Origin of the sequence: Commensalibacter communis (assembly GCF_947179105.1) — a bacterium.
Lineage (GTDB): Bacteria > Pseudomonadota > Alphaproteobacteria > Acetobacterales > Acetobacteraceae > Commensalibacter > Commensalibacter communis.
In genome coordinates this window covers 41,964-68,101 of record NZ_CAMXCK010000001.1, presented here as the reverse complement: position 1 = coordinate 68,101, position 26,138 = coordinate 41,964, and the positions used below count along the sequence as shown (strand labels likewise).

General features: G+C 38.2%; 27 protein-coding genes. 12 read left to right on the top strand and 15 right to left on the bottom strand.

What is annotated here, in order from left to right:
• Positions 1 to 83: 83 nt before the first annotated feature.
• Together PQG52_RS00340 and PQG52_RS00335 are read right to left on the bottom strand one after the other, a co-directional pair.
• Complete coding sequence (locus PQG52_RS00340; RefSeq protein ID WP_271827396.1) at positions 84 to 449, bottom strand: hypothetical protein; 366 nt, start codon at positions 447 to 449, stop codon at positions 84 to 86.
• A 100-nt stretch (positions 450 to 549) separates the two neighbouring features.
• Positions 550 to 1,620 (bottom strand): cobalt-precorrin-5B (C(1))-methyltransferase, encoded by a 1,071-nt coding sequence (locus tag PQG52_RS00335; protein WP_271801074.1) that lies wholly within the window; start codon positions 1,618 to 1,620, stop codon positions 550 to 552.
• Positions 1,621 to 1,643: 23 nt separating this feature from the next.
• Between PQG52_RS00335 and PQG52_RS00330 the strand changes: the two genes are divergently transcribed.
• The 3 genes from PQG52_RS00330 to cobS are packed head-to-tail and all read left to right on the top strand — an operon-like array spanning position 1,644 to position 4,752.
• Positions 1,644 to 2,960, top strand: coding sequence for a cobyrinate a,c-diamide synthase (locus tag PQG52_RS00330; protein WP_271827395.1), 1,317 nt, complete (start codon positions 1,644 to 1,646; stop codon positions 2,958 to 2,960).
• Complete coding sequence (cobT, locus tag PQG52_RS00325; protein WP_271827394.1) at positions 2,957 to 3,976, top strand: nicotinate-nucleotide--dimethylbenzimidazole phosphoribosyltransferase; 1,020 nt, start codon at positions 2,957 to 2,959, stop codon at positions 3,974 to 3,976. Before PQG52_RS00330 ends, cobT begins: the two co-directional genes overlap by 4 nt.
• Positions 3,973 to 4,752, top strand: coding sequence for an adenosylcobinamide-GDP ribazoletransferase (gene cobS / locus PQG52_RS00320; protein WP_271827393.1), 780 nt, complete (start codon positions 3,973 to 3,975; stop codon positions 4,750 to 4,752). The genes cobT and cobS overlap by 4 nt, the downstream gene beginning before the upstream one ends.
• Here the strand turns inward: cobS and PQG52_RS00315 are convergent.
• The 4 genes from PQG52_RS00315 to speD form a co-directional block, all read right to left on the bottom strand.
• Positions 4,730 to 5,314, bottom strand: a complete 585-nt coding sequence (locus PQG52_RS00315) for a histidine phosphatase family protein (protein ID WP_271827392.1) — start codon at positions 5,312 to 5,314, stop codon at positions 4,730 to 4,732. The genes cobS and PQG52_RS00315 overlap by 23 nt on opposite strands.
• Before the next feature lie 12 nt (positions 5,315 to 5,326).
• On the bottom strand, positions 5,327 to 5,482 hold the full coding sequence (locus tag PQG52_RS00310; RefSeq protein ID WP_271789452.1) for a hypothetical protein: 156 nt from the start codon (positions 5,480 to 5,482) through the stop codon (positions 5,327 to 5,329).
• 394 nt (positions 5,483 to 5,876) lie between these two features.
• Complete coding sequence (speE, locus tag PQG52_RS00305; protein ID WP_271828147.1) at positions 5,877 to 6,737, bottom strand: polyamine aminopropyltransferase; 861 nt, start codon at positions 6,735 to 6,737, stop codon at positions 5,877 to 5,879.
• A 99-nt stretch (positions 6,738 to 6,836) separates the two neighbouring features.
• Positions 6,837 to 7,298: an adenosylmethionine decarboxylase gene (gene speD, locus PQG52_RS00300; RefSeq protein WP_271789454.1), complete on the bottom strand. Its 462-nt coding sequence runs from the start codon at positions 7,296 to 7,298 to the stop codon at positions 6,837 to 6,839.
• 372 nt (positions 7,299 to 7,670) lie between these two features.
• On the opposite strand from speD, the gene PQG52_RS00295 reads away from it, so the two are divergent.
• Together PQG52_RS00295 and dksA are read left to right on the top strand one after the other, a co-directional pair.
• The gene (locus PQG52_RS00295) at positions 7,671 to 8,615 is read left to right on the top strand and encodes a sugar phosphate isomerase/epimerase family protein (RefSeq protein ID WP_271827391.1); all 945 of its coding nucleotides are present in this window, start codon (positions 7,671 to 7,673) and stop codon (positions 8,613 to 8,615) included.
• A gap of 238 nt (positions 8,616 to 8,853) precedes the next feature.
• Positions 8,854 to 9,285: an RNA polymerase-binding protein DksA gene (gene dksA, locus PQG52_RS00290; protein WP_271789456.1), complete on the top strand. Its 432-nt coding sequence runs from the start codon at positions 8,854 to 8,856 to the stop codon at positions 9,283 to 9,285.
• A 60-nt stretch (positions 9,286 to 9,345) separates the two neighbouring features.
• Here the strand turns inward: dksA and panC are convergent, their stop codons facing one another.
• The gene (gene panC / locus PQG52_RS00285) at positions 9,346 to 10,167 is read right to left on the bottom strand and encodes a pantoate--beta-alanine ligase (protein WP_271827390.1); all 822 of its coding nucleotides are present in this window, start codon (positions 10,165 to 10,167) and stop codon (positions 9,346 to 9,348) included.
• 237 nt (positions 10,168 to 10,404) lie between these two features.
• Here panC and PQG52_RS00280 point away from each other — a divergent pair, with 237 nt between their 5' ends.
• Entirely contained in the window at positions 10,405 to 11,286 is an 882-nt protein-coding gene (locus tag PQG52_RS00280) for a DUF2272 domain-containing protein (RefSeq protein WP_370866887.1), read from the top strand.
• 5 nt (positions 11,287 to 11,291) lie between these two features.
• On the opposite strand, the gene PQG52_RS00275 is transcribed toward PQG52_RS00280, so the two are convergent.
• Positions 11,292 to 11,702, bottom strand: coding sequence for a rhodanese-like domain-containing protein (locus PQG52_RS00275; RefSeq protein ID WP_271827389.1), 411 nt, complete (start codon positions 11,700 to 11,702; stop codon positions 11,292 to 11,294).
• Between the two features lie 86 nt (positions 11,703 to 11,788).
• Between PQG52_RS00275 and PQG52_RS00270 the strand changes: the two genes are divergently transcribed.
• The 4 genes from PQG52_RS00270 to PQG52_RS00255 all read left to right on the top strand — a co-directional run bounded on the left by PQG52_RS00270 (position 11,789) and on the right by PQG52_RS00255 (position 15,073).
• Positions 11,789 to 12,244 (top strand): acetyltransferase, encoded by a 456-nt coding sequence (locus tag PQG52_RS00270; RefSeq protein ID WP_271827388.1) that lies wholly within the window; start codon positions 11,789 to 11,791, stop codon positions 12,242 to 12,244.
• Between the two features lie 63 nt (positions 12,245 to 12,307).
• On the top strand, positions 12,308 to 13,027 hold the full coding sequence (locus tag PQG52_RS00265) for a response regulator (RefSeq protein ID WP_271827387.1): 720 nt from the start codon (positions 12,308 to 12,310) through the stop codon (positions 13,025 to 13,027).
• Positions 12,948 to 14,408, top strand: coding sequence for an ATP-binding protein (locus tag PQG52_RS00260; protein WP_271827386.1), 1,461 nt, complete (start codon positions 12,948 to 12,950; stop codon positions 14,406 to 14,408). Before PQG52_RS00265 ends, PQG52_RS00260 begins: the two co-directional genes overlap by 80 nt.
• Before the next feature lie 86 nt (positions 14,409 to 14,494).
• Positions 14,495 to 15,073, top strand: a complete 579-nt coding sequence (locus PQG52_RS00255; protein ID WP_271827385.1) for a YqaA family protein — start codon at positions 14,495 to 14,497, stop codon at positions 15,071 to 15,073.
• A gap of 59 nt (positions 15,074 to 15,132) precedes the next feature.
• Here the strand turns inward: PQG52_RS00255 and PQG52_RS00250 are convergent, their stop codons facing one another.
• The 3 genes from PQG52_RS00250 to PQG52_RS00240 all read right to left on the bottom strand — a co-directional run bounded on the left by PQG52_RS00250 (position 15,133) and on the right by PQG52_RS00240 (position 18,241).
• Entirely contained in the window at positions 15,133 to 15,507 is a 375-nt protein-coding gene (locus PQG52_RS00250; RefSeq protein WP_271827384.1) for a hypothetical protein, read from the bottom strand.
• A 76-nt stretch (positions 15,508 to 15,583) separates the two neighbouring features.
• A complete protein-coding gene (locus tag PQG52_RS00245; RefSeq protein WP_271827383.1) occupies positions 15,584 to 16,459 on the bottom strand; it encodes a 4-(cytidine 5'-diphospho)-2-C-methyl-D-erythritol kinase in 876 nt (291 codons plus the stop codon).
• Between the two features lie 21 nt (positions 16,460 to 16,480).
• Positions 16,481 to 18,241 (bottom strand): tetratricopeptide repeat protein, encoded by a 1,761-nt coding sequence (locus PQG52_RS00240; protein ID WP_271827382.1) that lies wholly within the window; start codon positions 18,239 to 18,241, stop codon positions 16,481 to 16,483.
• A gap of 60 nt (positions 18,242 to 18,301) precedes the next feature.
• Between PQG52_RS00240 and PQG52_RS00235 the strand changes: the two genes are divergently transcribed.
• Positions 18,302 to 19,066 (top strand): uracil-DNA glycosylase, encoded by a 765-nt coding sequence (locus PQG52_RS00235; RefSeq protein WP_271827381.1) that lies wholly within the window; start codon positions 18,302 to 18,304, stop codon positions 19,064 to 19,066.
• Positions 19,067 to 19,159: 93 nt separating this feature from the next.
• Positions 19,160 to 21,034 (top strand): lytic transglycosylase domain-containing protein, encoded by a 1,875-nt coding sequence (locus PQG52_RS00230; RefSeq protein WP_271827380.1) that lies wholly within the window; start codon positions 19,160 to 19,162, stop codon positions 21,032 to 21,034.
• A 61-nt stretch (positions 21,035 to 21,095) separates the two neighbouring features.
• Here PQG52_RS00230 and PQG52_RS00225 read toward each other — a convergent pair whose 3' ends face one another.
• The 4 genes from PQG52_RS00225 to hpnH all read right to left on the bottom strand — a co-directional run bounded on the left by PQG52_RS00225 (position 21,096) and on the right by hpnH (position 25,794).
• On the bottom strand, positions 21,096 to 22,385 hold the full coding sequence (locus PQG52_RS00225) for a hemolysin family protein (RefSeq protein WP_271827379.1): 1,290 nt from the start codon (positions 22,383 to 22,385) through the stop codon (positions 21,096 to 21,098).
• A 172-nt stretch (positions 22,386 to 22,557) separates the two neighbouring features.
• On the bottom strand, positions 22,558 to 23,985 hold the full coding sequence (aspA, locus tag PQG52_RS00220) for an aspartate ammonia-lyase (protein WP_271789470.1): 1,428 nt from the start codon (positions 23,983 to 23,985) through the stop codon (positions 22,558 to 22,560).
• Between the two features lie 96 nt (positions 23,986 to 24,081).
• Positions 24,082 to 24,408 (bottom strand): hypothetical protein, encoded by a 327-nt coding sequence (locus PQG52_RS00215; RefSeq protein ID WP_271827378.1) that lies wholly within the window; start codon positions 24,406 to 24,408, stop codon positions 24,082 to 24,084.
• A gap of 195 nt (positions 24,409 to 24,603) precedes the next feature.
• Positions 24,604 to 25,794, bottom strand: coding sequence for an adenosyl-hopene transferase HpnH (gene hpnH, locus PQG52_RS00210; protein ID WP_271827377.1), 1,191 nt, complete (start codon positions 25,792 to 25,794; stop codon positions 24,604 to 24,606).
• Between the last annotated feature and the right edge of the window lie 344 nt (positions 25,795 to 26,138).

The following is a 26,138-nucleotide window of genomic DNA, read 5'->3' as shown; positions in this document are numbered from 1 at the left end:
CGTTTCAGAGTGAGTAACTTAATCAAAAATACGAAATTATTTGTTAATAATAAAGCGCTTCAAAATAATATATCCATACAAAATTATTCAGAGTTTAAATTATATTTTTGCCTATTTCTTTGAATAGCTTGATCTTCCAAATCAAATTGATCTAGTATTCTGCGAGTCAGTTGGTAATAGTCCATCAATTTAAATTCATAATGACATGATGAGCAAATATAAGTTTTACTGATCTTAACTGTTGTAATTTGGTTTGGCTGAAACTGTTTTGTACTACGCTCTAAAAAGCGTTCTATTTCTTCACGGTGAATGCAATCGACATTCGAAGAACCACACTGATCGCACTTTGCTGTCTTTTGTGATGGCGGTAAAAAACTCCTAACTATCAAAAATATCGATAGAGCCAACATTATAAAAGGTAGTATTAATACGCCTACAAAATTATCCATTTCATTGACAGCCTATCCATATTAGTTGAAAATATTTTTTATATATAAATCCATTAAACATGCTATTTATTATAGATAATAATATATATCAAATTATAAATTAACCAATCTGCCCGTGTAACTGCCCCTGCCGATCAAAAAGCAATATTTCTATTTCAATTAAGACAGGACCAAGCATTTGTCTTGCAATTTCTAATGCTTTCTGTGCAACAAAATCTCCTAACGCAATACGCCCCTGACATAACGAAAAAACTTCAGCCGTTGTATTTACATTTCTAACTTGTTCGACCATTTCTTTACTAGCCCCAAGCTGTGCGACCCAATCGGCTAACAATTCCAAATCGACAGAGGAGCGTTTAGAGTGTAAATCTAAATGCCCTTGGGCAAGTTTGGTCATCTTCGCAACACCGCCAGCCAATGTTAGTTTTTTAACAGGATGAGTTTTGATATATTTTAAAACCCCACCAGCGAAATCTCCCATTTCGATCAATGCACTTTCGGGCAGATTATAAATCTTTTGTGCTGCAACCTCTGAAACATTTCCCGTTGAAGCAATCAGATGATCCAAACCCGCAGCCCTCGCCACGTCAATCCCACGATGAATAGAGGCAATCCACGCAGCACAAGAAAACGGAACCACAATCCCTGTGGTTCCTAAGATCGATAAACCACCTAATATCCCCAACCGTGGATTCATCGTCTTTAAGGCGATTGCTTCACCGTTAATGACACCGATTGTAATTTCGACATCGCAATTCTTAACAACTTCTGATAAAGCCTGAATAATCATTTGACGAGGCACTGGATTAATTGCTGGCTCACCTACCGCCAAAGGCAGTCCTGGTTTGGTAATTGTTCCAACACCTTTACCTGCTTTAAAAACAACCCCTCTACCAACATCTAATCGTTTAACCTGCACCCATATTTCTGCGCCATGTGTCACATCAGGATCATCACCAGCATCTTTGATGACCGAGGCAATCGCACAATCTGCGGTAACGAACTCCTTTTTAAATAAAGAAAAAGAAACTTTTTTACCTTGTGGCAAGGTAATCTCTACACAATCCAAGAAAAAACCATTATGTATAGCAAGATAAGCCGCTTTGGCAGCAGCCGTTGCACAAGCCCCTGTTGTCCATCCATATCGTAATGGTTGATTCTCTTGGTTCATTCATATTCCCTTCAAAGCAAACTATGACGCATTCTGAACAAAACGCAAAGGGGTTCATTATCGCTGCCCCAAAATCTGCCAGCGGAAAGACCACGATTACCTTGGGATTACTCACTGCATTAAAACGCAGAAATATCAAAGTCCGTGCTGCCAAATCAGGACCAGATTATATTGATCCTGCGTTTCATGGCGTTGCCACCGATGCAGTTTCTTTTAACTTAGATAGCTGGGCAATGCCTACTCCTTTGTTGGATCATTTGCTCGCAACTACACTACAATACTCTGACCTTACAATTATCGAGTCCTCAATGGGATTTTTTGACGGCATTGAAACCCAAGAAGGTCACAGAGGATGTGGGGCTGACCTCGCAGAACGCTATAAGATTCCAGTCATTTTAGTGATGGATGTCACAGGACAAGCCCAATCTGCGGCTGCGATTGCTTATGGTTTTGCCAATATCAATCCCAATATTCAAGTTAAAGGTGTCATTCTCAATAATGTTGCCTCTCCACGACATCACGCCAGCACCGAAGCCGCCTTTAAACGCATCAATATTCCTGTTCTTGGATCAATTCCACGTGACCCTACACTTCATTTACCAGCGCGTCATTTGGGGCTAATTCAAGCAGAAGAACATCATGATCTTAATCTTCATTTAAATCATTTAGCAGATATTGCAGAGCAATATATCAATATCGATGCAATCTTGGAACTGGATATGACAATCCAAACTCCAAACACATCAACTTATATTGCTTTGCCTCCGCCTGGACAACAAATTGCCATCGCCAAAGATATTGCCTTTAGCTTTATCTATCCACATATTCTGAAAGGATGGAAAGACCAAGGGGCTAACATTCACTTTTTCTCTCCTATGAATAATGATCCCCCTCCCGAACATTGTGATTCTTGTTGGCTTCCTGGGGGCTATCCAGAGCTTTATGCTGGGCAGTTAGCCAATGCAGATCAATTTATAAAAGGGTTGCAATCCTTTGCTCAAACGCGCCCTGTGCATGGGGAATGTGGAGGCTATATGGTCATGGGGAAAACATTAATCGATAAAGATGGTATTTCTCATCAAATGACGGGATTATTAAGCCATTCTTGTAGTTATGAAAAACGTAAAATACACCTTGGTTATCGTCGAGCATTCCTTAATACACCTAAACGAGAATTGATCCATGGACACGAATTTCATTATGCCACGGTCATTGACCCAGGGGATGATCTTCCTTATGCTACGCTGACCGACGGCACTGGAAACCCTCTAGGGACAGAAGGTGGGCGCCGAAATCTTATCACAGGCTGTTTTTTCCATAGTATTGCATTACAATCATGAAAAATTTTGAAACATTAGACCAATTTAGACAAGCATGTTTAGACCTCTCTTCTCAAGACGATGTCAGCGAACAAGCAACATATGAAAAACAAAAAACTTTATTGAAACCCCCTGGCAGCCTTGGAGAGTTGGAAAATTTAGTTGGTTGGTTGGCAGCATGGCAAAAAAAGCCTGATCCAACGCTTGATCGTGTTTGCATGATGATCTTTGCTGGCAATCATGGCGTAACAGCAGAAAATGTCACCCCTTATCCTGCCAGCATCACAGAGTTAATGGTTGCACAAATCAATCAAGGTGGCGCAGCAATTAATCAATTGGTAAAAAATGCTAATGCAGAGTTAAGGGTTATTCCTGTTAATAACTTGGAACCAACAGCCAATATTACCCAAGCCCCAGCCATGACAGAAAAACAATTTTTACAAGCTGTCGAAGCTGGCTATAACGCTGTTACACCCAATATTGATTTGCTTTGTTTAGGAGAAGTCGGCATTGGAAATACAACCATTGCCGCAGCATTAAGTGCTGCTTTGTTTGGTGGGGATGGCGCACAATGGGTCAGCAAAGGCACCAGCACCGCAGCAGAACATACAATCAACAAACAAAAAGCCGTTGATAAAGCCTTAGCACTCCATGAATCTTTCTTACATGATCCTTTGGAAACTTGTCGTCGTTTAGGCGGGTATGAGCATGCAGCATTACTAGGTGCTGTTCTTGCAGCGCGTCATTTAAATATTCCGGTTTTATTGGATGGGTTTGTATGCACGGCTGCCATCGCTGCATTACAAAAATTAAATCCCGCAGGATTAGACCATACCAAAATCAGCCATCTTTCTGCTGAAAAAGGACATTTGCTCCTCGCTGGGAATTTAGGTCTTTATCCTTTAATTGCATTTAACATGCGGTTAGGAGAAGGAACGGGTGCAGCAACAGTCGTGCCTTTACTCAAAGGCGCTTTGGCATGTTACACAGGTATGAATAGCTATCAAGATGCAGGACTTCCCTCGCCACAATCATGAGTTCAATTTATAGAAAAATTCATGCTGATCTCTATTGCGGGCTTTCGTTCTTTTCTCGATTGCCCGTCCAATGGCTTTATCGTTCAGATTTTCCTTTTTCCTTTGGGCGTGCCATTTGGACATGGCCCTTAGTCTCCGTTCTTTTAGGCTCCTTAAACGCCATTTTTTTCTTTACTGCATCTCGTTATTTTCCATCCTCTTGGATCATCGCATTTCTAACCATTGGATTTCAGTTACTATTGACTGGAGGATTACATGAAGACGGATTGGCTGATATGGCTGATGGATTTGGGGGGGGAAAAGATAAAGAACATAAGTTATTCATTATGCGAGATAGTCGTTTAGGAACTTATGGTGTCTTAACGCTAGTAATTATCTTAGGACTACAAGCCAGCAGTCTTGCGTTCCTTGCACAATATTCTTATAAAGCTATTCCTATTTTAATCATTACTGCGATCCTTTCACGAACGAGCATTTTATTACCAATTTATATTAGCAAACCAGCAAGAGATGATGGTTTAGCCAGCACATTAAAAAATACTGCACTTCCTTCAACAATCATAGCTGCCCTAGCCACCTTCATCCTTACTTTTTCATTAGCTCCGTTGATCTGTGCAATCGCCTATAGTCTTCTAGCAATTATCATCGCAATCGGAATTACTTCATTCTCTTATCAACATATTCAAGGATATACAGGGGATATTCTGGGCGCTATACAAGTTTTTGTAGCAACTGGAATTCTAGTAATCAGCACTATCTTTGTGGCTTTGTTTTAGCTTTAAAATTAAAAATTTCTAACTTTCCAAAATCGGGTAAATCACCCAATAACTCAATCGGTTTTATATTCATTGCCACTTGGCGTAATAAACGCAGGGGACCCGCGTGAGATACAATCAGTGCATTTTCCTGTTTTTGAAAAATTTCTTGCCAAACTTCAGAAGCACGATCAAATAATTCCTGACCATTCTCCCCTCCCGGCACTTTCCATCCCCAAGGGTTTTGTGCCCATTCATCAATGAGTTCCTTGGTCAAATCATCCCACAATTTTCCTTCCCAATCACCAAAATTAAATTCTAATAAACGGTCTTCGATTTGGTAAGGAAGATGATATTGTTCTGCAATTTTTTGAGCCAGCTTTAAACAACGTGTTGCTGGCGATGTATATATTGTCACATTTTGAAAATTGCTTGGCAACACTGCATATTGCTCCCATTCCTCTTTCAAAGGAACATCAGTATGCCCATAGCATAATCCAATAGGCACATTCACAGGAGGGTGACGGATTAAACCAATTTGAAAATGAACTCGTGTTACATTATTGTTTTTGTTTGTCATCATAACTTAGATCGTTCAACTGTTATCAAAGTCATTTTGATCTTCGATCTGGCTCTGTATACGTTTCTTTTCTGACCAACGCCCCATTAGGACATCCCATAACGAATAAAAAATTGCAAACATCGCTAAAGCAATAATACAAACGGTCAGCAAGATCATCACTTGGTTCATTATTCGCCTCTGCTCTCATGAATTATGCAATCCAACAATTGCAATAAATTGCTATCACAAAAATACCAGTATGATCTTACAATATCACACTCATTCAATATATAACTTAGCTTTACAAATAATTAGCCATAGTTACAGCTTTTTATAAATCGATTGAATCGATATTTCAACATTATATTGTTAGCTTTTAAACCTGTGATCTATGGCAAATTTTTTATTTTTTATAATAAGATATAATACATACGCTTACTCAAGACGATCAAGAATTAATAGCGTCAAAAGAAATAAACATATACATCGTGACAAGTTGAAAATTATACAGCTTCTTCAATAAACATTATACATAGAATATTAGAAGTATCTAGAACCACTTCTAATATTCCTTGCCCATCATTTAAGGCAATTGCGTTTGAATATATGGTGGCAGACAAAAAGAAGCTGCATGAACTTCTGGTGACCAATATTTTGTTTTACCTAAAATGCCTGATTTTTGGGCACGCTCAGTAATTACATCGACGGATTGTCGTGTTTGATCCTTGCCTTTTCCAGCAATACCTAATGTCATAAACCCACCAACATAGGTTGGAACTGCAGCAACATAAGCAGACACATATGAAAAGAATTTGGCTCTACGCAAACTTGTTTCACGAAGCTCATCGGCTTGCATAAATGGAACACCACATTGATTAACAATCAACCCTTGGCTTGTTAAAATACGGGCGCAATCACGATAAAATGCATCTGTGAATAACACTTCACCAACACCAATTGGGTCTGTGCTATCAACGATAATCACATCGAAACTTTCATCTTTGGCGTCCGCAACATATCGAATACCATCGCCAATAATAAGTTCTGCTCTTGGATTGTCCCAACATCCATCAGAAATCTTAGGTAAAAATTCTTTTGATAAAGATACAACATCCCCATCAATTTCAACCATGGTTGCTTTTGCTACTTCTGGATGTTGTAAAACACGACGTAGAACACCCCCGTCCCCAGCACCTATAATAAGAACTCTTTTGGCATTGCCATGCGTGAATAATGGAACATGCGTCAGCATTTCTTGGTAAACAAATTCGTCTTTTTCAGTAATTTGTGTTACACCGTCCAACAACAACACACGTCCGTAAAATTCATTCTCAATAATTCGAATATCTTGGAAATCAGATTGTTTATGAACTAATTCTTTATCAACACGAAAGCTTTGCTTCCATTCATCGTAAAGTGTTTCATCGATCCATTGTTTAGACATTTTGTTGTCCTTTTCACTATCTTCAAATACAAAAAAGCTGGACAATTTCATTTGCCCAGCTTTCCTTGATCTGTAACTCTCGCCGATCAATTATCTGGCCTAGAGATTTTCTTTTCCACGTCTCTGTTCGTCCAAAACAATACGTTCTGGTTTGAAAAAACGTTGTAAAACAGGGATAGATGTATATGGATCACATGAACCACACATAAAAATATCCAAAGCGGCAAAATTGCGTTCTGGCCACGTATGAATCGAAATATGGCTCTCTGCCAACACAACGACGCCTGATACACCACCATTCGGAGAGAAATGATGGAAATGGCTATGCAAAATTGTTGCGCCCGCAACAATTGCAGCCTCGCGCAAAACGCGATCTATTTCTTCAGGAGAATCTAGATTCGTCGCATCCCACAGATCCACAAGCAAATGTGTCCCCGCAAAACGCATACCGTCTCTAACAATAAAATAATCTTTGCGATCTTCCTCATATGAAAGATCACCCGAAACCTGGTTACTTCTCGGAACTTCCGAGACCATCCCCAGTTGAGCAAGTGCGTTCATCAACGTACCCCTAAACCAGTAGATAGCCTGTTGGGCATTACGCCCCCTTGGGCCAAACGAATTCGAAAAAGTAGAATATATTTTATATGACCAAAATCAATACTTATATAGGTTAACCTAGGCTAAAATAATTTTAATCACTCTATATTCCATGAAACAAATGACTGACGTCATATTTGGGTTACTATATGATCCTTTATCCAGTGAATCACAAGTCTTTTTTTATAAAAATTATTTTTTTTATAAAAATGTTTATATTTACCAGACAATGAGATGTATAATTTACGTTTTGTAACAAAGCTGTGTTTTGTAAATTTTCTTATACATTATTAACGTAATAATACGATAATTTGCATTCAAAGATATAAGATCATGACTAAACAAAATCCACTTAATATGTCTATTACGACAGCCCCCTGTTGTTGGGGGGTTGATGACCCAAAAAACCCCTATCTACCACCGTGGCAACGTGTTTTAGAAGAGGCTTCCCTGGCTGGATATAAAGGGCTAGAACTGGGTCCATATGGATATTTACCATTGGATATCAATCTGGTTTTAAATGCACTTAATCAATATAATTTATTTATTATCGCAGGAACTATTTTTGACGATCTTGTATCCTTATCGAACCGTCAAGAGCTATTATTACAAACCGATAATATTTGTCGTTTAATATCACAACTTCCGAAACCGAAACAGTATCCGAATCAACGTCATGCTGCTCCTTATTTAACCATCATGGATTGGGGGCATGACGTTCGGGATTATGCAGCAGGACATAGTGATCGTGCACCACGTTTGCCACTTAATGATTGGAAAGGAATGGTCGAAACAATTAAATTAATCGCAAAACATTCTTTTGATACTTATGGTATACGTACTGTTATTCACCCACACGCAGGTGGATATATCGAATTTTCAGACGAAATTGAAAAAATAGTCCAAGATATTGATTCTCAAACTGCTGGATTATGTATTGATACAGGTCATACATATTATGCTGGAATGGATCCAGTTAAAACGCTTTCACACTATCAAGAGCGTATCGATTATATTCATTTTAAAGATATTAATTTGTCTGTCTTTCATAACGTCATGCAAGAAAAAATACGGTTCTTTGATGCTTGTGCCAAAGGCGTTATGTGCCCAATTGGTCAGGGCATATTGGACTATCCATCCATTTACACTATGTTGAAACAAATTAAATACGAAGGATTTATAACCATTGAACAAGAAAGAGATCCTCGTCATGCAGATGGAAGTTTACAAGATGTCAAAGCCAGTAGAGAATTTTTAAACAAAATGGGCTTTGTTTAAAAAAAACGATACAATTCAACATCTAATTAATAAATACTTAAAATATTCGTAATAAAAGTGGATATAACTGGTATATTAGTCTTATATATTTCGTAGATTAAGATTTTTTTAATTGAAAGTACATTTTTTTCTTGGCGTAAGGTTCGGTTGATATTATAACCCTTAAAAAACAAAGAGTAAGGGTAATTTTCAATATCTATCAATTTTTACCATATGCAAAAAGTAGGTACTTAAATATATGAACACGATTTCATTGAAAAATGACTACCAACCTTCTGATGACGAAGAGTTTATGAACCCTCGTCAACTCGCATACTTTAAGGCAAAATTAGAAGCATGGCGAGCTTCTATTCTAAACGACTCAAACGAAGCACTAAACCATCTTTCTCAAGACCGACCCGCTGACATTGATCTAAATGATCGAGCCAGTTCTGAAACAGACCGTGCATTAGAATTAAGAACGCATGATCGCGCAAGAAAATTACTCTCGAAAATTGAACATGCGCTAAGAAAAATTGAAGATGGCACCTATGGTTATTGCGAAGTGACTGGCGAACCAATCAGCTTAAAACGGCTGGAAGCACGCCCAGTTGCAACTTTGTCTATCGAAGCACAAGAAATGCATGAGAGAAAAGAAAAAATCTACCGAGACGATCTTCCCGTAGACTGATCTTAGCCCCAGATCGCTTTTTAAAACCTTGTTTTTTATAACAAGGTTTTTTTAATTCTCTTATATATTATCCAATAGGCGGACAGATCCCAACTTGGCTGCCGTAATTAATCGTGCATTTTGTTGCCATTCTGTAATTTTACATAAAGATTGACCATCTACAACATTAAAATAATCCACCTCAAATCCATTGTCTGATAATTGTTGCACAGCATCTTGTAAAACTTCTGCAACGACCCCACCGTTCAATAATCTTTGATGACTATGCTTTAACACTTTATATAATAATGCGGATTTCTGATGGTCTTCTTGTGATAAGAAACGATTCCGAGACGATTTTGCAAGTCCGTCAGTTTCTCGAACAATTGGCACACCAAAAATTGAAATAGGTATATTCAAATCTTCGACCATTCTATGGATTACTTGTAGTTGCTGCCAATCTTTCTCTCCGAAACAAGCAATATGAGGTTTTATCAAGGAAAATAAACGATAAACAACCGTCGCAACCCCTGAAAAATGTCCTGGTCTTTTTTCTCCTTCCCATAACAAAGAAGGGCCACCAACTGTAATATGTGTAGCAAAATCTTTAGGATAGATATCTCCTACCCTTGGCAACCAGACCAAATCAACGTGATGTTGCTCTAATAATCGAATATCTTGTTCTTCTGTTTTTGGATAACGGGTAAAATCTTCTTGCTGGTCAAATTGTAATTGATTAACAAATATCGTTACAATACAATAATGGGACAGCTCCTTGGCACGTTTTACCAAGGCCATATGCCCTTCATGCAACGCACCCATTGTCGGAACGAGTGCAACAGAATAATCGTTGAACCCAGCTCTGGCCTGTAAAAATTCTTGTAGAGTACGAGCTACAATCATGAAAAAAACCTTAACTATCAATAAATTAAAAAAAAGTTATAAAACACCTGATAATCAGGTAGAATATAATCGTTTATCTCATATTAAAGTGCTAAAAAGCAACAATCCTTTTGTAATGCTGTGTTCTCATAAATAAAAATGATTTTAAAAAAGCAAAAACTATTTTACACAAGAGTGCTTATTAATACATTCTTCATATCTGTTAACGCCTTATTTATAAGATGATTGAATACAAACATGATTCGTAAGTTGTCACCGTTTATTCTATTGGGATTTTTAACCGCTTGTGGTGGTCCCTCTAATCAACCAATTCAAACAAATCCAGGGGGGACTTCGCCTCAACAACGGTCATATTATGATGATCGTGTACCTGATTTTGCCACCAACAATTTTGAACCTTTTGCAAGACAAGAAGCTGTTGCGATCGCTTTGCGTGAATGGCGTTTATTTGGTCAACCTGTTGCAGATTACGATCCATTACAACATCCTGAACCAGAAGTTCCAGATTTCAAAGCAGAACGGATGCCAGGTTTATGGCAGCGTGTTGGCGAATATTGGTGGATTGGTATGGATCCAGGCATGTCCGAAGGCAGTTATACAGGTAAACATAATTCAAATGGCAGCACCTTTAATTTTCGTAATGACGGACATTATGCATGGTCTGCTGCATTCTTATCTTACGTTATGCGTATTGCAGGTGCAAATAATCGTTTCCCTTATTCACCTAACCATTCCACTTATATCAATGCGGCAGCCTCTGGCGAATCTCAGATTCTACGTGCCCAAGATCCAGCAAATTATGCGCCTAAACTTGGCGATATGATTTGCACTGCACGTGGCAAAAACAGAGATAGTATCCGTTTCTCTAGCTTGCCAACAGGGTATATGTTCCCTGCACATTGTGGAATTGTCGTTGCTGTTAATGAAAATGGACAACCTTTTGGGCGTCAAATCAGTATTATTGGGGGAAATGTTGACGATTCTGTTGCTCTAACCCATGTTCCTGTTGATTCATCAGGAAAATTAGCTGATCCAAATGGAACCAGCTATGATACTCGTTATCCTTGGTGTGCTGTTCTAGAAGTTTTATATGATGCTGAAACAGCATCACATAAATAATTAAATTATATTGGCTGAATTGCAGGCAGCTTTTCAGCCAACCATCCAGCGATATTTCCCGTCCGACCAGTTTGATCTGCTGGACCTTCAAATCCATCTTGCACATTAATAACATGGGAAAACCCTGCTTGTTGCGCAAGCATCGCTGCAAGCATACTCCGCTTGCCAGATCTACAGACGAAATAAAGTGTTTGTTCTGGTTTTAAACCAGCTTCAGTCAAATCTGATATGAAATTATTATTTCGTTCCCCGTAAATATTTTGGACACTGATTTTTAAAATATTTTTATTCAAAGATGATAGATCAGGATAACCTATTTGTTCCCACTCTTGAGGTGTACGAACATCAATTAACACCGTATTCTCGTTATTCTTTAACTGATCCCATGTTTCAGTTGGTGTTTTTTCATCAATCATTTTAAAGTCCTTACTCAATAATAAATTTATAAAACGCATTAAACACGATAATATCCAATACTACCTTAAAAAGAATCAAAGGCACTATGATGACCATTACTATTCGTCGATCAACACCATCAGATAGCCAAGCTATTATTAATCTATGGCATGATACGGTTAAAGCAACCCATCATTTTTTATCAAATGAAGACTTTCATCTTATCCATCAAGAGCTTTCTTCTTTTATACCCAATATACCAGTTATTTTAGCAATGAACGCACAAAAAGAAATTATTGGTTTTATGATTTTAAACGAAAATCATATAGAAGCCTTATTTATTAACCATACTTTGCGTAAACAAGGCATTGGCAAGGCACTGATTGCGCACGCTTTATCACAGCATGCTCATTTAACAACCACTGTTAACGAACAGAATACTCAAGCCGTTGATTTTTACAAACATCTAGGCTTTCAACAAACACATCGTACAGATCATGACCAGCAAAATAGACCTTATCCGTTATTATATTTAACTTATACCGACAAAAAACAAATTTAAATATCTTTACTTTCATTAAAAAATTCTTACGAACATATTCTCAAAAAACATGGTGGATCAGCAATGGAACATTCAGCACATTTACTAATTATTGATGATGACCATGAGATCGTTGAACTTCTCTCTCAATTTTTAAAACGTCATCATTTTGAAGTAAGCCACGCATATAATGGCGAGCAAACTCGACAAATATGGAAAAAAAATACTTATCATCTGGTTATTTTAGATTTAATGTTGCCAGGCGAAAGTGGTTTTGAAATTGCCCATTGGTTAAGGCAACAAGACGATATTCCAATCATTATGTTGACCGCAATGGGTGAAGAAACAGACAGAATTATTGGACTGGAACTAGGTGCTGATGATTATGTGGCAAAACCTTTTAACCCCAGAGAGTTACTTGCGCGTATTCACTCTGTTTTACATCGATCTCAACGTAGGATTCAATCCAATAGTCAACAACATAAACACTCTATTCAATTTGGTGAATGGGTTTTAAATACAACTTCACGCCAATTACGCCATTTATATAAAACAGAAACGCCTCTGACTGGAAAAGAATATGATCTACTACTGGCACTCTTGGAACATGCTCCCAAAGTCGTAACACGAGACCAACTCTCTGAAATTCTTTATGGACATGAATTACCCCCAACAGATCGCACGATTGACGTGACGCTCAGCCGTTTAAGGCGCAAATTGCAAGATGATGGACGACAGTCTCAACTCATTAAAACTGTTCATAGGGGGGGGTATCTCATCGCAGTACCTGTCCGTCATGTCTAGAAAACCATCTAAAAAATGGCGTTTATGGCCCTCTTCATTAGCAGCCAGAACAGGATTATTGTTGATTGTTGGAATAGGCTTGGTAGAGGCTTGCGGGTTAATGATTCATACATTGGATCGTTTAGACTTTGACCGCCTTACCCAAGAACAAGAAGCCGCCAATCGTGCGACCGCAATCTATCGTGATATTTCAGAAGTGGATAGTGTTGATCGTATCGATGAAATCAATGATCTTGATCCGATGCATGGCTTTACAATCTTTTTATCTAATCAACCTGATTTACAAAAAATCTCACCTCGATCTCAAAAGTTAGAACAAACTGTATCGCATTTACTCACCACAGTTCTCTTTCCACCAGAATTACGCCCCAAAGAAATCATTGCAGCTTCTGACAGAGATACGCATCGCAGTGCCATTGCCTTTCAACTGCCTGATGATAATAAATGGTTAAATATCAGCTATACGTTGTCATCTCCAAACCCATTTACATCAGCCACTTTTCCAATCGCTTTTTTCGTCATGGCAACCGCAACGGGACTGTTAACCTTTTGGGGAGTACGTCGTTTAATTGCCCCTGTTGGCACTTTGGCTGCTGCTGCTGAAAGGCTGGGACAAGACGTCAATGCTCCCCCTTTACCTGAAACTGGTCCTTTGGAAGTCGCTCGTGCTGCAAGGGCATTTAATAATATGGCTCATCGTATTAATCGTTTTGTTAATGATCGCACCCAATTATTACTTGCAATCGGTCACGATTTACGCACACCGATCACACGATTAAAATTACGTTCTGAATTTATCGAGGATCCAACCTTACAAAAGAAATTTATTGCAGATTTAGACGAATTAGAAAGTATGATTAAAGCAACCCTTGATTTTGGGAAAGACAGCGCTCGTCATGAACCTATTGTATCGATTGATTTAACAAAATTATTACATGCATTAATTCATGAATTACAAGAAACACATCCTGATAAAAAAGAAAATATCCTTTTATGTGAACCAACACCGCATATCACCACTAAAGCCCGCCCTATTAGTTTAAAACGTGCTTTACAAAACCTAATGGAAAATGCTCTCCATTATGCTGGTAATGTGTCGGTTACGTTAAAAATAGAACAATTATCCTCAATAAAAGATCCACACCACGACAAAAGAATTGTTATTTTAATTGAAGATGATGGGCCAGGTATTAACGAAGAAGCCCTAGACCACGTTTTTGAACCATTCGTTCGTATGGAAACCAGCCGCAATCGGGCAACAGGAGGAACTGGACTGGGGTTATCGATCACAAGAAATATTATTCATGGACAAGGTGGAGATATTACATTAAATAATCGCCAGCCCAATGGTCTATGCGCAAAAGTGACGTTAATCGCATAAGCTCCTGATGGCTTATATAAAACCTTGCAGAGCAAAGATAAACATGGCAGAGCTATATTAATTCTTTGATAGTCAGGAATAATGTTATGCTCAACCGCCTTTATCAACGTGCTATTCAATTAGCAGGAAGCCGTTACGCAACGGTATGGCTTGCTTGTATTGCTTTTGCCGAAGCCAGTTTCTTTCCTATACCTCCTGATGTTTTATTATGTCCAATGATCCTTGCTAAAAGGCATAAAGCTTGGTTTTATGCAACCATATGCACCATTTTCAGTGTTTTCGGTGGATTGCTAGGATGGATTATTGGGGCGTTCTTATTGCAATATTTGGCCATGCCAATCGTTCATTTTTATCACGCCGAACAACAGCTTCTTAACTTACAAGAAAAATTTAATCAATATGGTGTGTGGATCATTCTAATCAAAGGATTAACCCCTATTCCTTATAAATTTGTCACCATTGCTTCTGGAGCTGCACATTTCTCTATTATGCCGTTTATAATTGCCAGTCTAGTCACTCGCGGGATACGTTTTTTTGCAGAAGCTGCACTGCTTTATAAATTTGGCCCCCCTATTCAAGACTTCATAGAAAAGCGAATGATTTGGGTTGCCACTACTTTTTGTATACTACTACTCGGCGGTATACTAGCATTTAAATATATTTAACCGACTTCAGATTAAGCTATTTGGAAACCTATTTTATACAATAAACAGGTTTCTGAATTTTAATTCGAAGCAGATCTTTTGACTTTTAAACTTTTCTGCAATGCTTTTGTATATTCTTTAGTTTGTTGATCAGATAATACAAATCCAACAGCACCATAGCCAGGATGCTGAAATGCAAGCAACGTCCCCGTTGTATCTTTATCCTTTTGTATCGCCCATTTTGTTTGATATGCAGGTTTTATTTTTGCACCCTTAATATCAGGAATGGGTTTTCCATCAGCCATAGACCAATTTACTATTCCTAATACACGGATAAGGTCTTCTAATTCTGCTTGAGTTAAATCAATCTTTGAACCTGGATTGGTCTCATCTGAAAAAGTTAAGGTTGCTTTGGTACGATCATCTGCAATTTTAATATTAATATCAATAGCCATTTTGTTCTCTTTCTCTATCTTATTATTTAAATAATGGATATCGTTTTTGAAAAATTAATACAATAGAAACATATCTCTATTTAATGTTTCCCTCGCCTCCCCAAATCCACCATGAATGTTGTTGCGCTAATAAAATTGCAGCTTCATTTGCCTGTTGTGCTGTTTCAAACAATCCAAAGCAAGTTGCTCCAGACCCACTCATTCTAGACAAACGACAAAAAGGCAGCTGTTCAATTGATTGTAATACAGTCGTAATCTTGGAGTTTAACGCACAAGCAGGCAGCTGTAAATCATTGGTCAATTTTAATAGTTCTTGAATCAGTAACTCGAAATTATTTACACTATTTATAGTCTCTAGATGCTTTGAAAATTGGGCATCTCTTTTACGAAAAATTTCTGCTGTCGAAACAGCTTCTCCGTGATTAACCAAAACCATTCCAAACCGAGGCAATTCTGGTAACAAGGAAAGTGTTTCCCCTATTCCCTCCATTCGTTGTGCAACAGGCGTTAAACAAACAGGAACGTCTGCGCCCAACTTTAATGCCAACTGTGCTAACTCTTGCGATGATATTTCAATATTCCAATAGTTAATTAATACCCGTAACGTTGCCGCAGCGTCAGAAGAACCACCCCCAATCCCAGAAGCTACTGGTAAATTCTTTTCAAGAATTAAATTGACAGGTGATAACTCTTTCTTTGCTAAAGCTGCCAATTGATATGCAGCTTTAACAATCAGATTACTCTTTAAATCTTCGTTTTGTAATGATGCAGAAAATGGCCCGACTATCTGCAAATTGACCAAATCCGTTTGCCCAGCCTTGGCAGGCATTACTATCACACGATCCCCAACATCAGGAAAAACCACCAAGCTATCTAATAAATGATACCCATCTTCTCTTTTACCTGTTACATGCAAATTTAAATTAATCTTTGCATACGCTTTTTCTTCCATAATTGGAAATATCCTCTGTCTCTATTTTTCTGGAGTAATGACGGTAATATCTTTGTTTTCTTTGACGTTTTGTAATGCGTTTAAAATCAGTTCTTTTTCCTCAGGAGTAGGCGAACAGGTTAACGCCACATTCCATTGATTAATCGCCTCTTGATGTCGCCCTGTTTTCCAATACGCAACCCCTAGATGATAGTTCAATTCTGGATCTTGTGGAATTGTTTCTGCCGCTAACTCTAATTGCTTAACCGCATCGTCAAGTTGATTATTGACCAACATTGCCCAACCAAGACTATCCCGAATGGCGCCTTCTTCAGGAGCAATATCAACGGCTTTTTGTAATATTTCTTGTGCTTCTTGGGTATTTTTTCCTTTTAATATCCAAGAATACCCAAGAAAATTCAACAACATGGGCTCATTGGGTGCAAATACCAAGGCTTGTTTTAAGTCTTTCTCTGCTTTATCCCATTGGTTTAATTTTTCATAGGATGCTGCACGTGCAAAAAATACTGGCCAAACACTACTATCCATTAATTGGGTCAGCTCTAAAACTTTACTATATGTTTCCGCTGCCTTTTGATATTGTTTTTGATCAAAATATAAATCCGCCAAAGCCTGTCGAATATCGGCCGACAAAGGATAGTCTTGAATAAGAGCTTTTATTTCTTTTTCTGCTTGCTCATTATGATCTAACAATGCATTTAAACGCGCAACACGCAACTGCATAACGGTCTTTAATGGATCATTTACAGCAATAGGTAATAAAACATCTTTTGCTGCTTCGAAATTTTTTTCTTGTGCCAAAATTCCAGACAACATCATTTTTGCAGAAGATAAATCAGGGTTTAATTTTAGTGCTAATCGTAAAAATATCTGCTCGGTGTGTAGCGCTATCCTATTAGCGAGCTTCTGATCAATATTACTATCTGGTGGTTGAGAGGCAATATCTTGTTGCAACAAAGATGCCATTGCTAAATAAACTTGTGCAATTGCCTGTTGCGTATTTTTTAATGGAAATTGTTGTAAGTCATTTTTAATATCTTGTGCGGAAACTTGTAAAAAAGGTAAGTTTTTGACTAAATTACCCACCATAGCTTCAGCTTTACCAGCTCTATGATGCCGAATAAGCCAGTTTCCATAAGTCTGGGTTAAGAGCATATCTTCACCAGGAAAGGATTTATTAGCTCTTTCAAAATAGGCACCCGCTTTATCATCATCTTTAGCTAAAGAATACATAATACCCGTATGTAACGTATATAAAGCGGATAACGGTTTGCCTTGACTATTTTTAATTAACATTGCTAAGGCTTGGTCTTTGTTACCCTCACCATATAAACACCATGCTTGTAATAAAGGATAGGTCATTTGACTGAACATATCCATCGGAGGGCGCGAAACGTAACGATATGCATCTTGCCACTGCCCCTTTAAAATCGCATCATTTGCCATAATTAAGTCTGCAATAGGATCTTTTTGGGTTTTTGCCAGTTGCACAGCAATATCATTTCCCGCCAACACACTGTGGTAAAAAGTGATCCGACGTAAATCATTATCGGTTGGGCGTAAAGATAACACATTATGATAAAGGCGGGATGCCATATCACTATCATCAGTTCTGGCGGCAAATACAGCGGCTAAATAATCGCCATACCCCCCCTTTTTATGCTCAAAAGATAAAACAGGATCGGGATCCTGTGCCACAGCCACAGCTTGTGAAGCCAAAGGAATTTCAGCAATCATAGAAATAGATAAAAATATAGTGCATAAAAAGCGAGGACATTGCATAATGTATATCTTTTCAATAAGCAGGATTTTAATCAACCTTCAGATTGATCGTTACCCAACATGTTTGATCATTTATCTCTTTTAACTCTTTATTCAGAATGGGGCGTTGATGAAACCCTCACATCCTTATGTACAAACCACTTGGATGACAGAAAGTCAACCCCTTCAATCCCTGTTATCAAAACATCTTCTCCGCATCATCATTCCCTTGTAAAACATACAAATCAATCCTTACAAGCAAAAAATATAGATGAGCTTTGCAAGGCTATTGCTTCTTTTAAAGAGTTCCCTTTACATAATACGGCAATGCATTCTATTTTGCCAAAGGGAAATCCAAATTCACCTATTTTTGTCATTGGCGAAGTTCCTGATGCTGACGAAGATCGTAGTGGGCAAGTATTTTTTGGTCAATCTGAATTCTGGCTCAATCAGATGTTAAATAGCATTCATCTTTCTTTGGAGGATTGCTTCCGTATGCCAATTATCCCTTGGCGCCCACCAGGAGGACGACAATTATCCAACAATGAGCTGACCGTCTGTTTACCTTTTCTTTACAAGGCACTAGAGATCTACAAACCTCAATTCATATTTAGTGTTGGCATTCTACCTGCTCGCGTCTTAACACAGACTTCCGCCCCAATCAGTCAATTACAAGGGAAATGGCATACGATTCATCTGCCACAAACACATATTACATTACAATTATTTCCTTTACGTCACCCCTCTCAAATCCAAGCCAGCGCAAAGATAAGACAAGAAACTTGGCATGACCTTTTACATATTCGTAAAACGCTTGAAGAAGCAGGTATAAATTTTCCTATATAAGCCTTTGATTTGTTTGATAAATTATACCATTTCGCCTACTTTTAAAATAAAAAACTTGATTTATTAGACAAATAACTTACATATTGGGGCATTATGCAAGGGATATATTCTATCTCCCCTTCGGTTGTTCGGGCTTTGGTGGCCAGTGCAACCTTGTTGGCAGGTGTTTCAGCGTCTACGATCAGAGCGCAAACACCTCAGCAACAAGATCAATATGAAGAAGCAACCATCACAACCACTCGTCCTTCATCAAGTGGCAGTAATGGTTCAATTCGGTTTCCGCGCCCATTAGATGCGTTGGATGCTCGGCGTATTCGCCACATATTTGATCTTCAACGTCAAGGGGATTTCAAAACGGCTCAGTCTGAAACAATTGCGATTTCAGACAATTTGTTGCTTGGCGATATTTTGGCCGAGCGTTATCTTAACCCTCAATTTACCCCAAATACTGGGCAACTCAGACTTTGGTTAAAAAACTTTCCAACTTATGCTGATTCTCCAGAAATCATCAAAAGATTGAACAGTTTAAATACTACCAATACACCCATTCCTATGGATCACGCCTTCCCTGTCTTAAAAGCAGATGTAAAGCAAGCATCATTGCCTATGCCGACAGAAACAGATCCTATCGTAACGCCTTTTAAAAGAAATCCTTTATTAGATAAAACCATTTATACCCGTAGTACTTTGGGGATAAAAGGGGCAACAAGTGCCCTACACCTCATCAAAAAAACTTCAGGGATGACGGATCTATACGCAGCTCAATTACAAGCTGAAATTGCGCAGCAGCTTTTTTCTATCGGAAAAGATGAAGACGCACTTCGTATAGCACAACAAGCATTTTCGCTTTCCAAAGGACGCGTGGGGCTAGCAGGCTATATTGCTGGCCTGATTGCGTGGAAACAAAATAATAATGACTTGGCTTTTTACTTATTCTCCAAAGCCTCTCATGCCGATATAACGGCATCCCATATTCAAGCAGGTTGCTTCTTTTGGGCAGCACGCACACGCTTACAAGCACATGATCCAAATGGATATCAAACCTGGCTACGTAAAGCTGCAAATGCGCCTTTAACCTTTTATGGGATCTTAGCCCAAGAAACATTGGAAAAAGACAAACAAAATCTTTCCAAACCCTCTTCATCAAATGATACAGCAAGTAATGCTGACGTTAGTGCGGTTGAAGACACGCCTTTTGGAAAACGTTTTTTTGCATTATTACAGGTGGGGCAAAGAGAAAGAGCGGAGATCGTCCTTAGACAGCTATGGATGCAAAGCAATCATAATATTGCCCTATCCCGTTCTATTCAACTAATTGCTGAAGCTGCTGATTTTGAAACACTTTCTAACCAATTAAAAACCATTTTAACGCATCATGAAGAAGCCGTTAAAAGCAACGTTGCTCTGCCTCTGCCTACGTTAAAGCCAAGGCACGGGTTTAAAATGAATCCAGCGCTTGTTTATGCATTAACTCGATTAGAATCAAATTTTAATAGCAAAGCAATCTCTCAAAATGGCGCGATGGGATTAATGCAAATTATGCCCGTAACCGCCCAATATATCGCTAAAAAACAAGATAATGTTTCATTAAATTATCCATCAGAGCTAAAAAACGCAGCTCTTAATTTAGAAATAGGGCAACTCTACTTGGAACATTTGGCTGAATTGTCCAACAAAAAAGATAATCAAGGCGGCAATTTATTACATATGTTGGCCAGCTATAATGCAGGTCCCTCTATGATTAATAAATGGCTAGATATAACTGACCATCAACACGACCCTTTATTATTTATGGAAACCATTCCTGTAACTGAAACCAGACATTATTTACATCGTGCATTAACTTATTTATGGATTTATTCCAAAGAACTCGATCTTCCAAGGCCTTCATTAAATTCTTTAGTAAAAAATGAATGGCCTTGTTTCGAAAATGAGCGACATATTATGAAATCCGTAACTATTCATTAAAATAAAAAGGCTTTCCTTGATAAACAGGAAAGCCTTTTTCAATTGGTCATATCAAGCAATTCTAATTCTTTGCAACAGCTTCACGACTTGCTTGCACCTTCGTCACACGCCTGCCATCCATTTCGACCACTTCAAATAACCAACCAGAAAATACAACTTTGTCGCCTGTTACAGGCACACGGCGTAACAAAGCTAGAATCAATCCTCCCAAGGTGTGGTAACTACCTTCACCAGGTAGGTCATCAAGATTTAACTGATCTTTCACCCCATCAACCAATGTTGTACCATCGAGTAAATATTCATTCACCCCACCTGATTCTAAACGTGGCGCATCCAAAGGTTCATTTTCTTCGCCAACGATTGCCTTAAAAATATCAGACACAGTAATAATACCCTCGAAAGAACCATACTCATCTAATACTAACACAACACCTAATATATCGGCTCTTAACCGTTCCAATGCATCCAGCGCAGACATACTGTCAGGAACAACCAATGGTAATTGCAGACATACATCAATCGACAGTTCTTTTCCTTGTAACAACATGGTCAATACATCATTGGCTGTAATAATCCCCAATGGATTATCAATCCCGCCTTCACAAACGACCAAACGAGTATGCTGTGCATTTAATAGCGTTTTTTTTAATTCTTGCTCAGAGGCCGACCGATCAACCCAGACAATTTCATTTCTTGGTCGCATTAATGCTCTAACTGGACGATCTGCTAAACGGAGTAGCCTCTCTATCATATTGCGTTCTTCAATTTCAAGAATACCAGTCTGAGCCCCTTCAGCAATATACGCCCTCAGCTCTTCCTCACTTACAGAGACACGAACATTTTTATGACGACGTAATATTTTCAAAATAGCCTCTGAACATTTTCCTAAGACCCATACGCCTGGACCAGCAATCTTGGACATAATTTCAAATGTTCTAGCCAATCGAACGGCAATCGCCTCTGGATCTTGTAGAGCAAGTTGCTTTGGAATGAGCTCACCAAAAACCAACATAAAGAACGTAATCACCAAAACGACAACAAAAATGGAAATATCATCAGCCAAAGAACCAATAACAGGAAATGTGCTAAGCCATCCGCTTAAACCTGCCTCTAGCCTTGCGCCCCCAAACGCACCTTCAAAAATTGAAACAATGGTTATTCCTATTTGAATGGTTGGTAAAAAACTGTGTGGATCTTCCATCAACCGTATGGCACGATCTGCCCCACGTATGCCTTGGCGCTGCATCGTTACTAAACGTGTTTTTCGGCTAGAAATTAATGCCAATTCTCCCATAGCAAAGATGCCATTCAGAAAAATTAAACATATAATAATGATAATAGAGATAATCATAAATTGGTACTAACCTGCTCAAAAAAAACGTGAGACAAAAATATATACCTAATCTCGATCTAAAATGTAATATTTATTCAAATAGGTTGATAAAAAACAAAATTCTATTTCCTACTCGCAAGTTGAACTGCTAGCAAGAAATAGAATATTTCAACTATCTTAGAAAAAAGATCTAGTGCTTTAGGTCAGATAATGCCAAATGTGGCGCAATCATATTTTCAGGCTTCAATATTTTCTCAAGTTCAGCTTCACTTAAGAGTTTTTCTTCACGAACAAGTTCCAGAACACCCTTTCCTGTTTCCAATGCTTTACGGGCAATTCTGGTGGCATTTTCATATCCAATATATGGGTTTAACGCTGTCACTAAACCAATAGAGTGTTCGACAAGATTTTTACAATGCTCAACATTGGCTGTAATCCCGTCAATACATAATTCTCTTAACATATCCATTGCACGGATTAACAAAATGCTAGAGCTCATGGTTTTATAAGCAATTAAAGGCTCCATTACATTCAACTGTAACTGCCCGCCTTCTGCAGCCAAAGTTAGCGCCAAATCATTTCCGATCACCGTAAATGCGACCTGGTTGACTGCTTCTGGAATAACAGGATTAACTTTTCCAGGCATAATTGAACTGCCTGGTTGTCGAGCTGGCAAATTAATTTCATTAATTCCTGCTCTTGGTCCACTTGATAATAGTCTTAAATCATTACAAATCTTGGATAATTTCACCGCAGTACGTTTCAACATGCCAGATAATAATACAAAAGCCCCCATATCAGAAGTTGCTTCAATTAAATCTGTTGCTGGAACTAATTTATGCCCTGTGATTTTTGCCAAATGCTCTACAGCTAATGCTTGATAATGTGGGTCAGCATTAATTCCTGTACCAATTGCAGTTCCACCTAAATTAATTTCACAAAGCAAATCTGGAACCAGCGCCCGAATACGTTCTAAATCTTCCGTTAATGTCGTCGCAAATGCGTGAAATTCTTGTCCCAACGTCATTGGCACTGCGTCTTGCAATTGAGTGCGCCCCATTTTAATTACATGACCAAATTCTTCACCTTTCTTTGCAAAAGAATCTCTTAATTTAGAAAGAGACACCAATAAAGTATCATATCCCAACAATAATCCCACACGAATAGCAGTAGGATAAGCATCATTCGTTGACTGAGCCATATTCACATCATTATTTGGGTGAAGATACTGATACTCACCCTTTTGATGCCCCATTTCTTCCAAAGCTATATTGGCAATGACTTCGTTGGCATTCATGTTGGTTGACGTCCCAGCCCCACCTTGAATCATATCCACTTGGAATTGGTCGTGAAATTCGCCATTAACAATGCGTTGGCATGCTTTTTCTATGGCATTATATTTTTCGTCGGATAAATAACCAAGTTTATGATTTGCAGCAGCAGCAGCCCATTTTACCAAAGCAAGCCCATTCACAAGATGCGCAAAATGAGATAGCGGAACACCCGTTAATTTAAAATTATTAATCGCCCTTAATGTTTGAATACCATAATATGCTTCACTAGGAACATCCAATGTTCCTAATAAATCTTTTTCGGTACGAAATGTTAAGTTTGACATAAAAAGTCCTTTTACAAAATTACAAATTAGATTGCATACAATGCCTATGGTAGAAAGAAATAAGGAATAAGCAAGGAAAATAAAGTAACAAAAAAACTACCAACCGAAAGGTTCACCATCTTCGTCTTGCACAATAATACTCGTTCGTTCTCTTAACCAGTTCAAGAATTTCATTAAATCTTTTGAAACACTATCCGGATGCCCAGAAATCTCAAGCAATATAAATTGCTTTTTAAAAAAAAGACGCATATCAAATTCCCATCGCTCTGGAAGATTCCTGTCTTCCAATCCCAACAGCCAAAATTCGTTACGATTATTCTGCTCGATAAAACAAGGCAAAGAGGAAAGATAACTTGCAATGGATTTCTGATTATTTTGATACCATTCAAAAGATTCAAAGCGAATATAAAATTCTCCTGACATGATATTTTCCATTTTTAATTAATCATCAGAAACGTAAAAATTACGTTGATTTCATAATTTTTTATCAATCCGACCATCTCATCTGAATATAGTTTGTACTCTTTTCGAAAAGCAGAAAGCGTTCATTCTATAATAAAAAAAACGAGCCTTCGTTAAGAACAGCTCGTTTAAAAAAACTTAAGTTATAAAAAAATCCTAAGAATTTTCTTTTACTTCTTCTTTTTTTACCGTTTTTACACGACGAATTGTCGTGGTGCGTTTACTTGTGCTTGGTGCTTCAGATTTGATCTTCTTCATCAAACCTTCAACCTGTTCATTATATGCATATTCAGCAGGACGTTGCCTGGACAAATCGATCTCTGGTGCCATTGGCCCTTCGGTTTTTGGTCCCATCAACGCAACCTGGGCAATGTGCCAAGGACGTTGAATCGCATCTTTTACAGCTGTGGATTCATATCCAGAATGCACCATACAGTCAGCACATTTCGCATAATTACCCGTGCCATATAAATCCCAGTTCGTATCGTCCATTAACTCTTGATAAGTAGATGCATATCCTTCACCCAACAAATAACAAGGACGTTGCCATCCAAATACTGTTTTCAAAGGTTTGCCCCAAGGAGTACAATGATATTGTTCATTTCCAGCAAGGAAATTCAAGAACAAAGGAGACTGCGTGAAGCGCCATTTATGCCCTTTACCCAGGCGGAAAAGATCACGGAATAATTGCTTGGTTTTTTGACGGTTCAAGAAATGTTCTTGATCTGGTGCACGTTCATACGCATACCCAGGAGCCGTCATAATCCCATCAACACCCAAAGCCATCACTTCATCAAAAAACGCTGCGACACGATGAGGATCTGCACCATCAAATAATGTACAGTTAATTGAAACTCTGAACCCTTTAGATTTAGCAAGTTTAATCGCTGTTATTGCTCTGTCATATACGCCATCTTGGCAAACAGAAGCATCATGCATTAATTGGTCGCCATCCAAGTGGATGTCCCAAGAAAAGAAGGGAGATGGCTTATAATCGTCAATTTTCTTTTCAAGTAATAACCCATTGGTACATAAATAAACATAACGTTTACGTGCAATTAAACCCTGAATAATTTTGGGCATATCTTTGTGCAGCAAGGGTTCCCCCCCAGCCACAGCCACCACAGGTGCACCACATTCAGCATCTGCATCCAAACATTCTTGGACACTTAGCCTTTGGTTCAAAATTTCTGCAGGATAATCAATTTTTCCGCAACCAGAACAAGCAAGGTTGCACCGTAATAGTGGTTCCAACATCAAAACCAGCGGATATTTTTTACGTCCTTGTAGATGTTGTTTAACAACATAACTGCCGACTCGAACCGCCTGCATCAGAGGAACAGCCATTTTTCAGCTCCCAAACCGGAAAACCGGTATTTAAAATACAATAAATTTTAGATTTATTTAAGATAAATAAAAATATACGACAAGAGTAAATTTGATCTTTTGAACAACAAAAATTATTTCAACAAGATTAATTCATTAACACATCTCGTTCATACCTGATGTAGACCACAACATAATGTATTTCCATCAAAATAGCATTTTTTTTGTGAAATTATCTTTTTCTTGCCTTATTATCGTGATAATTTTATCACAAAACTATAATGCCAGATTAAAAAAAACTCCATAAAATGTCTAAATACACTGTTTATTGAATAAAGATTCGTATAATTAGAAGTTTCAATCTA